9 protein-coding genes are annotated in these 10,113 nt (G+C 62.4%); 5 read left to right on the top strand and 4 right to left on the bottom strand.

Going from position 1 to position 10,113, the window contains the following annotated elements; translation table 11 throughout:
- Together U9R81_RS15590 and U9R81_RS15585 are read left to right on the top strand one after the other, a co-directional pair.
- On the top strand, positions 1–1,046 hold a 1,046-nt coding region (locus U9R81_RS15590), incomplete at its 5' end, for an alpha/beta fold hydrolase (protein ID WP_322496350.1).
- Between the two features lie 124 nt (positions 1,047–1,170).
- The gene (locus U9R81_RS15585) at positions 1,171–2,187 is read left to right on the top strand and encodes an ATP-NAD kinase family protein (protein ID WP_322496349.1); all 1,017 of its coding nucleotides are present in this window, start codon (positions 1,171–1,173) and stop codon (positions 2,185–2,187) included.
- Positions 2,188–2,226: 39 nt separating this feature from the next.
- On the opposite strand, the gene U9R81_RS15580 is transcribed toward U9R81_RS15585, so the two are convergent.
- Positions 2,227–3,405 (bottom strand): thiolase family protein, encoded by a 1,179-nt coding sequence (locus U9R81_RS15580; RefSeq protein WP_322496348.1) that lies wholly within the window; start codon positions 3,403–3,405, stop codon positions 2,227–2,229.
- A gap of 227 nt (positions 3,406–3,632) precedes the next feature.
- Positions 3,633–6,053 carry a 3-hydroxyacyl-CoA dehydrogenase/enoyl-CoA hydratase family protein gene (locus U9R81_RS15575; RefSeq protein WP_322496347.1) on the bottom strand — a complete coding sequence of 807 codons (2,421 nt, stop codon included), beginning with the start codon at positions 6,051–6,053 and terminating at the stop codon, positions 3,633–3,635.
- Between the two features lie 262 nt (positions 6,054–6,315).
- On the opposite strand from U9R81_RS15575, the gene U9R81_RS15570 reads away from it, so the two are divergent.
- The gene (locus tag U9R81_RS15570; protein WP_322496346.1) at positions 6,316–6,756 is read left to right on the top strand and encodes an Rrf2 family transcriptional regulator; all 441 of its coding nucleotides are present in this window, start codon (positions 6,316–6,318) and stop codon (positions 6,754–6,756) included.
- Between the two features lie 354 nt (positions 6,757–7,110).
- On the opposite strand, the gene U9R81_RS15565 is transcribed toward U9R81_RS15570, so the two are convergent.
- Positions 7,111–7,962: a DUF2085 domain-containing protein gene (locus U9R81_RS15565; protein WP_322496345.1), complete on the bottom strand. Its 852-nt coding sequence runs from the start codon at positions 7,960–7,962 to the stop codon at positions 7,111–7,113.
- Complete coding sequence (locus U9R81_RS15560) at positions 7,959–8,510, bottom strand: TlpA disulfide reductase family protein (protein WP_322496344.1); 552 nt, start codon at positions 8,508–8,510, stop codon at positions 7,959–7,961. The genes U9R81_RS15565 and U9R81_RS15560 overlap by 4 nt, the downstream gene beginning before the upstream one ends.
- Positions 8,511–8,685: 175 nt before the next feature.
- On the opposite strand from U9R81_RS15560, the gene U9R81_RS15555 reads away from it, so the two are divergent.
- Positions 8,686–9,174, top strand: a complete 489-nt coding sequence (locus U9R81_RS15555) for an HD domain-containing protein (RefSeq protein WP_322496343.1) — start codon at positions 8,686–8,688, stop codon at positions 9,172–9,174.
- 26 nt (positions 9,175–9,200) lie between these two features.
- Entirely contained in the window at positions 9,201–9,947 is a 747-nt protein-coding gene (locus tag U9R81_RS15550; protein WP_322496342.1) for a ScpA family protein, read from the top strand.
- Positions 9,948–10,113: the final 166 nt, after the last annotated feature.

Raw genomic sequence — 10,113 nt, 5'->3', positions numbered from 1 at the left:
CAGGCGGGGTGCGTGCGATGCCGGCGGCGCGCAAGCTCGCCCAAGAGCACGGGATTGATCTTCATACGCTGACCGGCAGCGGCCCCGGCGGCGCGATCATCAAAGAGGACGTCGAGCGCGCGATTGCTGCGCGCGCTGCGCCGGCGCAGCCGTTGCAGCGGGTGCAATTCTATAGCGCTGGCTATCGTCTCGACGGCTTGCTCTACACGCCGCGCGGTCTGCCGGCAGGTGAGCGGCGGCCCGGCGTGGTTTTGCTGGTTGGCTACACCTACCTCAAGACGATGGTCATGCCCGATATTGCCAAGGTCTTGAACGCCGCCGGCTATGTGGCGCTGGTCTTTGACTATCGCGGCTTTGGCGAGAGCGAAGGCCCGCGCGGTCGCTTGTTGCCGCTCGAACAGGTGGCCGATGCGCGGGCCGCGCTGACCTTCCTCAGCGAGCAGCCTGCCGTTGATCCTGATCGCTTGGCAGTAGTGGGAATCAGCCTCGGCGGCGCGCATGCGATCACTACTGCCGCGGTTGATGAGCGGGTCAAAGCGGCGGTGGCGCTCGAACCGCCGGGCAACGGTGCGCGCTGGCTGCGCAGCTTGCGCCGCCATTGGGAATGGACGCAATTTCTTGCCCGTTTGGACGAAGACCGTCGCCAGCGCGTGCGCACTGGCGTCTCGGCCACCGTCGATCCGTTGGAGATTGTGCTGCCTGATCCTGATTCGCAGGCGTTTCTCGATCAGGTCAGCGCCGAGTTCCCGCAGATGAAGGTGTCGGTGCCGCTGGAAAGCGCCGAGGCGTTGATCGAGTATGCGCCCGAAGAGGTCGCCGATCAGATTGCCCCGCGCCCGCTGCTGATCATCCACGGCGACCGCGACCAGTTGGTGCCATTGGCGGAAGCGCAGGCGATCGCCGACAACGCCGGTGATACTTGCCGGTTAGAGGTGGTACCCGGGATGACCCATTTCAACTGGGTATTGCCGGGCAGTCCCGGATTTACCCGCGTGACCGATAGCATAGTTGCGTTTTTGCGTGAGACGATGCCGGTTACGGTGTGACGTAGAGCCGCACGGCCGTGCGTTTGTGCGAAGCCGCAGAACCGTAGAGCCGCACAGCCGTGCGGCTCCGTGCGGCCCAATCATTGTGGAGCGCGGAATCGATCGATCCTGCGATAATGTTGTTATGATCACAGCCGGCATCATCGCCAACCCAGCCTCAGGCAAAGACATCCGGCGTCTCGTTGCCCACGGGTCGGTCTTCGATAACGAAGAGAAGGTCAGTATCGTCAAACGAGTGTTGCTGGGTCTCGAAGCGACCGGTGTGCAGCGGGTCTGGATCATGCCCGATCGCTTCGGGATTGGCCTCAAGGCGCTCGACAACTTGCCGTTGCAGATCGAGGCCACCTTGCTCGATATGCCGGCGTGGTTCACTCCCGACGACTCGCGGCGGGCAGCGCAACTGCTGGCCGAGCGTGGCGTTGGCTGCATTGTGACGCTTGGCGGCGACGGCACCAACCGCTTGGTGGCGAAGGGGTGCGGTGAGGCGCCGCTGATGCCGATCTCAACCGGCACCAACAACGTCTTTCCGATGATGATCGAAGCCACCACTGCCGGCCTCGCCGCCGGCTTGGTGGCGCGCGGCTGCGCCGAGGCGGCGGTGACGCGCGCGCCGCGGATTGATGTCTACCGCCTAAGCGCCGATCAAACCGGGGAGGGTCTGCCTGATGGCTCGTCACCTGACGACATTGCCTTAGTTGATGTCGCAGTGTACGACGAGCGGTTTGTCGCCTCGCGCGCGATCTGGGACAGCACGCGGATTAGCGATCTCGTCCTCACGCGCGCCGAGCCGGGCAATATCGGGTTGTCGTCAATTGGGGCCAATTTTCTGGCCGGCAACTATCCGCCGGGTCACGGCTTGTGCCTGCATCTGGCGGCGAGCGGCCAACCGGTGCGGGCGCCGGTCGCGCCGGGGTTGATGCAGACGGTGTATGTTGCGGCGCACCGGGTGCTGGCTCCCGGCGATGTGGTGCGGGTGCGGCGCGAACGTCCGGCGGTTTTGGCCTTCGATGGCGAACGCGAATTGGAATTGCGGGCCGGCGATTGGGCGGTATTGCGCCTGAATCCTGCCGGCCCGCGGGTGATCGATCCGCGACGGGCGATTGCGGTGGCGGCGGGGGCCGGGTTTTTTACGGTGGTGTAGAGACGCACGGCCGTGCGTCTCTACACCGCCGTTGCCGTATCAATCCAACCGTTCAAAAATCCCTGCCGCACCCATCCCGCCGCCGATACACATCGTCACCATCCCGTACCGGCCACTGCGCCGCTCCAGTTCATCGAGAATCTGCACGGTCAATTTCGCGCCGGTGCAGCCGAGCGGGTGGCCGAGCGCAATCGCGCCGCCGTTCACGTTGACTCGCTCTTCGTCGAGACCGAGCTGGCGGATGACGGCAATGGCTTGCGCGGCAAACGCCTCGTTCAGCTCGATCAGATCAATGTCGGCCAGTGTCAACCCAGCTTGCTTCAGCGCCTTGGGAATTGCCACTACCGGCCCGATCCCCATCACCTCTGGCTCGACGCCACCCACTGCAAAGCTCACAAAGCGCGCTCGCGGCTTCAGCCCCAGTTCAGCCGCTTTCTCGGCGCTCATCACCACCACCGCCGCTGCGCCATCGCTCGTCTGCGACGAATTGCCGGCAGTGACCGTCCCTTCGGCGGCGAAGACTGGCTTCAACTTCGCCAACGCCTCTGCTGAGGTGTCGGCGCGCGGGCCTTCGTCGCGGTCGAAGATTTGCACCCGCCGCCGGGGTTGGCCATCCGGCCCCGGCTCAACCAGCTCAACCTCAACCGGCACGATGCTGCGGTCGAACAGACCGGCGGCCTGCGCCGCCAACGCGCGCTGGTGTGAACGCAGCGCGAAGGCGTCTTGATCGGCCCGGCTGATCTCGAACCGGCGGGCAACGTTCTCGGCAGTCAAGCCCATGCCTAAGTAGACCGCCGGATCGTGCTGGGCTAAATAGGGGTTGGGCGAGAATTTATTGCCGCTCATCGGCACCATGCTCATACTTTCGGTACCGCCGGCGACCACTATCTCGTTCTGGCCGGCCATAATCTGGTAGGCGGCCATCGCAATCGTCTGCAAGCCCGACGAACAGAAGCGATTGACCGTCACCCCGCAGACGCTATCGGGCAGACCGGCGCGCTGCGCGGCGACGCGGGCCACATTCAACCCCTGCTCGCCTTCGGGCATCGCGCAACCCATAATCACGTCCTCGACCAACCCCGGCTCGATCCCGGCCCGCTCAATCGCCGCTTTAATCACAATCGCCGCTAAGTCATCGGGGCGCACCGTGCGCAATGCGCCGCGTCCGGCTTTGCCGACTGCCGTGCGAACCCCGGAAACAATCACTGCTTCTCGCATCGCGATAACTCCTTTGTTATACGAGTAACGCCAAGGCGCAACGTGTGTTCAACGCCAAGCCGCAAAGTTCGCTAAGAACGCAAAGATATCTGATGGGTCTGCTCCCCAGCGCGCTGATGCCAAACCATAGGAAACACCTTTGCGTCCTCTGCGGAGCCGGACAGCCGTCCAGCTCTACTTGCGCCTTTGCGTTTCCCATCCTCTGCGTCTTTGCCCCCTCTGCGCCTTTAGTTCCGGAGCGGCTTGCCATGTTCGAGCATATGGCGGGCGCGGGCTTGGGTGCGCTCGTCCTTCAACAGCTCGATCACCGTCGTCCGTTCAAGGTTGTGCATATACCCGTCGTCAACCCACTGCGCGCTGCTCAGTTCGCCGCCGCACAAGACATACGCCAGCTTCTCGGCCAGCACCGCATCGTAGGGGGTGGCAAAGCCGCCTTCGCGCATCTGGTAGATTGCAATGCGCGCCGCTGCCAACACGTCGCGGCCAAGGGCATAGCACGGTTTGGCAGTGATCTGCGGCGTATACCCATCGGCCACCAGCCGCAGCACTTCGCGCTTAGCCTCGCCGATCAGATAGTCAGGGTTGAAGACGATCCGGTCAGTCGGGCGCAGCAGACCCAACTCCTTCGCTTCGTGGGCGCTGGTGGCGACCTTCGCCAACGCAATCGTCTCGAACACCTGCTGGAAGGCTTTCAGCGTGTCGTTGCCGCTCCGCGCCGCCGCAGCGATAATTCGCCGGTTCATCTCGGTGCAGCCGCCCCACGCCGGGATCACCCCAACGCCAAACTCAACGAATCCCATGTAGGTCTCGGCGGCAGCCACTGACGCCGCGCTGTGCATCGACAACTCAACCCCGCCTCCCAGCGTCTGGCCGAACGGCGCGCTGACAATCGGCTTGGCGCTGTCGCGCATACGGCGGAAGGTCTGTTGCACCAGCGCCGCATACTCGTCGATGTCGTCCCACGCGCCGGCCATCACCGCCGCACCTACGTCGTTCAGATCGAGGCCCGCCGAGAAGCGCGGGCCTTGATTGCCGACGACTATGCCGATCCACGGCCCCTGCTCAAGTTCATCGAGCGCCTTGATCAGCATCTCAACCGCTTGCCCGCCGATGGTGTTGGCCTTCGAGTGCAGCTCGTAGCAGAGCACGCCATCGCCGAGATCGATCACGCTAGCGCTCTCATTGCCAAACAGCTCGCGTCCAGCAGCCTTGAGCGCAGCCAGATCGATGGCGCGCGGATCGCGCGCGATGGGTTCGAGTTGGCCGGTCGCGACATTGTATGCTGCCGGCACGCCATCCAGCTCGCCGTAGAAATGGCCTTCAGCCGCGATAAGCTGATCGACCCACGCCGGCAGACTCTCGCCAAAAGCGCGCATACGCGCCGCCGTTTCAGCGATGCCCATCGCCTGCCAAAGCTGGAATGGCCCCATGTCGTGGGCAAATCCCCAGCGCATCGCGTTATCAACATCGGCCACGCTATCGGCAATTTCGGGCAGGCGGCGGGCGGCATACGCCATCATCGGGTAGATCGCTGCCGCTACCAGCTTCGCGCCGCGATCACCGGTTTCGGCCCGGTCAAGGATAAAACGCAGCCGGTCGGGCAGCGGTTTGATCCTGCGCGTCGAGGCGATAAGTTCATCAACCGCAGCGGCGCCTTGCGGCGGCACATACTCGAGCGTCTGCAAATCGAGCGGCCAAAACTCGCGCTTGCCGTCGCGCTTGCCCTCTTTGTAGAAGCCTTGGCCAACCTTCTTGCCCAGTTTGCCGGCGGCGACCAGCCGCTGCAATAGATCGTTGTGCCGGTAGACCTCGCGGCTCTCATCATCGGGAATCGCGTCGTACAGATTCCCGGCCACGTATGCCATCACGTCGATCCCGACCTGATCGAGCAAGCGGAAGCTGGCTGTATTAGGCCTCCCAATCAGCGGGCCGGTCAGCGCATCGACCTCTTCCACCTGATAGCCATGTTCGAGCGCGAAATTGAGCAGCACCTGCCCCGCATACACAAAGATGCGGTTGCCAATAAAGTTGGGCCGGTCTTTGCAGATCACCACCCCCTTGCCCAGCCGCTCTTCGGCGAAGCGGCGGAAGGCAGCGACCACCGCCGGATCGGCCTCGTCACCGGGAATGATTTCGAGCAGGCGCAGATAACGGGGCGGATTGAAGAAGTGGCTGCCGAAGAAGTGGCGGCGAAAGGCTTCGCTGCGGCCTTCGGCGATGATCCGGATCGGGATGCCGGAGGTGTTGGTGGTGACGATCGCGTTCGGCTTCCGCACCTCCTCCAGCCGCGCCATCAACGCCTGCTTGGGGCCAATCTGCTCGACAATCGCCTCAACGATCCAATCGCATTCAGCCAGCCGGGGAAAATCGTCTTCGGTATTACCCAGCGTAATCAGTTCGGCGCTGCGCTCGCTGTAGAGATTGGATGGGCGCGCCTTGCGCATGCGTTCAAACCCCTGCTGCACAATCCGGTTGCGCACCTGCGGATGGCTGAGGGTCAAGCCTTTGGCCTCCTCCTCGGCGGTGAGAGAGTCCGGCGGCACATCGAGCAACAACACCGGAATGCCAGTACCGGCCACCAGCGCGGCGATCGCGGCCCCCATCGTTCCGGCGCCGATCACGCCAACCCGCTTGATCTGATAAGTCATTGGGTCCTCCTTGACCATGTCTCTCCGTTGCGGACTCTCGTGCGCTTGTCACGCGGTTGTATATTCATAACCGTGTGTTTAGACGCACTGCGTCATGGGATAAGCATATCATACCACAAGTTGCGCGAATTGGGGAAGGGGATTCGTCGTTTGCCCGATGCGTCTGCCCGGTGAGCCGAGCGTTGGCGATCGGTGCCCCGTTTGACGCCCGTTACCCTTATTGCTACAATGTTAAGTGATCTACTTGACTATGGAGGCAACGATGCGCATCTCGAGCAAAGGCGACTACGGGTTGCGCGCGCTATTTGATTTGGCGCAGCGCTATGGCGAGGGGCCGATCCAGAGCGAGGCTATCGCTGGCCGGCAGGGGATTCCGGTCAATTACCTCAACCAACTGCTGATCACGCTGCGCCGGGCCGGTTTGGTTGAGAGCTTGCGCGGGCCGCAAGGCGGCCATCTGCTGGCCCGCTCACCCGAAACGATCACGTTGCTCGAGGCGCTGACGGTGCTGGAAGGGTCGATCTTGCCGGCGGAAGGCGGGCGCGACGATTTGCAACCCACCGAACCGCTCGATCGGGCGCTGATCGATGAGGTGTGGAGCGAGCTGCGCGCAACGATCGAACGCCGGCTGGCTTCAATCACGCTCGATGATCTCTGCCAGCGCAAACGCAGCCGCGATGGGGCGGTAATGTATTATATCTAAACGCAAAGACGCAAAGTTCGCCACGATCGCAAAGATATATGATGGTTTATGCCCACGCGCACGTGATCCAAACCAGAGAAAAACCTTCGCGCCCTTTGCGTCCTTCGCGCTGCGGGTCCTGCTTCAGCCGGATGCGACCCATGGATGCTCATCAGAGAAAAACCTTCGCGCCTTTTGCGTTTTACCTTAAGACGCAAAGTGCCTTCAACGCAAAGTTTGCCACGATCGCCAAGGATGGAATGATGGTTCTGTGCCCAAGCGCACGTGCGCCAACCATAGAAAAACCTTTGCGTCATCGGCGATCTTCGCGTCTTTGCGTTTTACCATCCCTGCGCCTTTGCTTCCTCTGCGCCTTTACAGGATCAACCCCACGCTCTCCATCCAAAACCGCAGCCACGACATCGCCCCTGCAATCACTAACGTCGGAATGAGCGCAATCGTCGCCGGGCCAGCCAGTTGGCGGATGCTGGTCACTTTGCCTTCGTAACCCATAAACAGGCTGGTCAGCAACAAACAGACCAAATAGAGCACGCCGAGAATGCCGAAGAAGGCCAAAAACGCCAGCGGCCAGAAGGTGACGCCGAGGTTGCCGTAGATGGCAGCGAGCGCCAGCAGGTCAATGACGATAATGCCGAGCAACTGCCCCCAGTTGGCGAAGACCGGCTGCTGCGGATCGACATTCTGGCGCAGGGTGTTGTTGAGCACAATGTGTAGCGCGGCGGCAATCGTGATGCCCATACCCATGCCGGTCAGCGTGCGCAAGAAGTTATCAGGCGGGTACCAGTTGGGCAGCCCTAGATCGAGGAAGAGCGAATTGAAGCCGTCAACTGCCATAATCCCCACGAAAGCCACCAGCGTCAGCGAAATCGGCCACGGCGGAATCGTGCCGGCTCTCCCACGCCCGATTGCGTACAGATAAAGGAAGGTGAGCATAAAGCTCAGGTAAATGCCGCTGTTGCGCGCGCAGAGCGGAAATTGCAACCCACCGACGAAGATGTTGTGCTGTTGGGCGCAGATACCATGCACGACCGCGTACATCTTCCATTCCAGCGGCATACCGGGGCTGAAGAGTAGGGCCACCAGCAGCGCGCTGATGCTGCCAAGAAAGATCGGCCCCCATGGGATAGGCCGCTTCCCGGCCTCCTTCCGCGCCGCAATCCGCTCTTGCGCCAAGCGGAGAATCTCATCAGGAGAACGTTCGCTCATCGTACCTCCGCTAATCGCTCGGCCAGCCGCGCGGCGGTTAACGCGCCGAGATGGCGGGCGGCGATGGTGCCATCGCGATTAATAAAGAAGGTGGTCGGCAGGTTGATCACGCCGTACCGCTCGCCAATCGCGCCGTCGCGGTCGGTGATGAGCGGGAAGCTGACCCCTACTTTCGGCGCGAAGGCAGCGATCGCTTCGGGCGACTCATTGCGGTTGACCGCCAGAATCACTAGATCGGGGTTAGCGCGGCGGGCTGCCTCTAGTTCCGGCATCTCTTCGACGCAGGGCAAGCACCACGTGGCCCAAAAGTTGACGATCACCGGCTTGCCGCGTAAATCGCTCAATTTGTAGGTGCCATCGGTCAGTTTGTAGCTGAAATCGGGCGCTTTCTCGCCGGGAATGGCGGCCCAATCCGGTTTGGTGTCGATCAGTGTGCTTTCCGAGGCGATTGGCGTCTCGCCAACCACCAGCGGCTGGCTGGCCTGCGGCGCGCCAGTGCAGGCGACAAGGACAAAGATGAAGCTGAAGAAGATAATAGCGTGTCTCATAGTCTCATTCTACCATGGGTACAATCAGTTGCCATGTTGAGCGCAGCGGGTCACGTGCTCGCGCTGCGTTCCTCTGACCACTCTGCGATGCTCGAAACGGGCCAATTGCGCTGGCGTCGCTTCCAGCGGTATAATGCTTCGCCGATAATCATGTCCGACCGCCAGCGATGGTCTTATGTCTCTATCATACCGCATTCGCCAATTTCGCAACGCCTTGCGCGCCAATGTTTCACCCGCCGAATACGAGCTGGTTGCGCACGTGCTGACCCCAGCCGAACAACAATTGTTTTGGCAGATGCCGCTCTACGACCAGCGGCACTGTCTCGATGTCTACCAGACGCTGGTCGCCGCCGGCGAGCGTGATGAGTTGTTGTTGCGCGCGGCACTTTACCATGATTGCGGCAAGGTTGATGACGCGGGCCGCCCGCTGGCGCTCGGCTGGTATGTGCTGGCGACAATCCTCAAGCGCTGGTCGGCCCTTTATCTGATGGCCGCCCGGCTCGTGCCGGCGATTGCCATCTATGCCGACCACGCCGCCCGCGGCGCGCGCATGGCTGCTGCCGCCGGTTGCCCGCCGGAAATTGTCGAGACGCTGCGCCATTACCATGATCCGCACCCAACCGGTCGTGCCGCCCGATTGCAGTGGGCCGACGAGCAGAATTAACTCGGCGCACGTTTGTGGCAGCAAATATGCCTTACGAAGTCACCTTGCCCGCTTTTACTGGCCCGCTCGATCTGTTGCTCCGTCTGATCGAACGGGCCGAACTTGATATCACTACCATCGCGCTGGCCCAAGTGGCCGACCAGTATCTGGCCTATGTGCGCGCGCTGGAAGCAGTCGAACCGGACGAGCTAGCCGAGTTTGTGAGTTTGGCTGCTCGTTTGGTGCTAATCAAGTCGCGCGCGCTCTTGCCCCGCTCGCCGATCGTGCCGGCAGCGCCGGTTGATGAGGATGCCGAGCAGTTGGCGGCCCAGCTTGAGTTGTACCGGCGCTTTAAGCAAGCCGCCGAGCTGCTGCGCGTCTGGCACGAGAGCGGGCGTAGCACCTTTGCCCGCGTTGCGTCGCCGCCGCTCACGATCGCTCCGCCCCCGGCCAGCTACCGTGTTGCTGATCTGTTACAGGCGCTGGCCCGCCGTGCGCAGTTGCAATTGCCGCTCGAACCGGAAGAGCGGATGGTGCTGGCGCCCCGCCTGACCGTAGCCGAAGTTGTGGCGCGCATTCGCGCCCGGCTCGAACGCGCGGCGTGGTTCGATTTTAGCGATCTGCTCACCGCGCAGCCGGCTCCCGAAGAGGTGATCGTGTCGTTCTGGGCAATGTTGGAATTGCTCAAGCGACGCGCAATTGTGGTTGAACAGGAGTCGCTGTTCGGCCCAATTCTGATCGGGCGCGGCGAGTCGCCGATCGAGACGAGCGAAGCCGATGAGCGCGAGTTGTAATCAGCGCCGCAATATGCGACAATGCAAATACGTGACAGATCCTTCCCCGGCGGGGGGCGTAAAGGTTGTTAGCAGCGGGCGAGCCGCCCGCGCTCCGTACCGGCAAGGGGGTGCGGGCCGACGCCCGCCATTGGTACACACCACTCCTCCCCCCAGCGGGGGGAGG

Origin of the sequence: Chloroflexus sp. (assembly GCF_034435895.1) — a bacterium.
Taxonomy (GTDB): Bacteria; Chloroflexota; Chloroflexia; order Chloroflexales; family Chloroflexaceae; genus Chloroflexus.
This window is presented reverse-complemented; position numbering and strand designations above follow the sequence as displayed.

What these genes read in the sequence shown, in the direction of transcription:
- U9R81_RS15585 (WP_322496349.1), top strand. Translation starts at nt 1,171, where the DNA reads ATGATCACAGCCGGCATCATCGCCAACCCAGCCTCAGGCAAAGACATC.
- U9R81_RS15580 (WP_322496348.1), bottom strand. Translation starts at nt 3,405, where the DNA reads ATGCGAGAAGCAGTGATTGTTTCCGGGGTTCGCACGGCAGTCGGCAAA.
- U9R81_RS15575 (WP_322496347.1), bottom strand. Translation starts at nt 6,053, where the DNA reads ATGACTTATCAGATCAAGCGGGTTGGCGTGATCGGCGCCGGAACGATG.
- U9R81_RS15570 (WP_322496346.1), top strand. Translation starts at nt 6,316, where the DNA reads ATGCGCATCTCGAGCAAAGGCGACTACGGGTTGCGCGCGCTATTTGAT.
- U9R81_RS15565 (WP_322496345.1), bottom strand. Translation starts at nt 7,962, where the DNA reads ATGAGCGAACGTTCTCCTGATGAGATTCTCCGCTTGGCGCAAGAGCGG.
- U9R81_RS15560 (WP_322496344.1), bottom strand. Translation starts at nt 8,510, where the DNA reads ATGAGACACGCTATTATCTTCTTCAGCTTCATCTTTGTCCTTGTCGCC.
- U9R81_RS15555 (WP_322496343.1), top strand. Translation starts at nt 8,686, where the DNA reads ATGTCTCTATCATACCGCATTCGCCAATTTCGCAACGCCTTGCGCGCC.
- U9R81_RS15550 (WP_322496342.1), top strand. Translation starts at nt 9,201, where the DNA reads ATGCCTTACGAAGTCACCTTGCCCGCTTTTACTGGCCCGCTCGATCTG.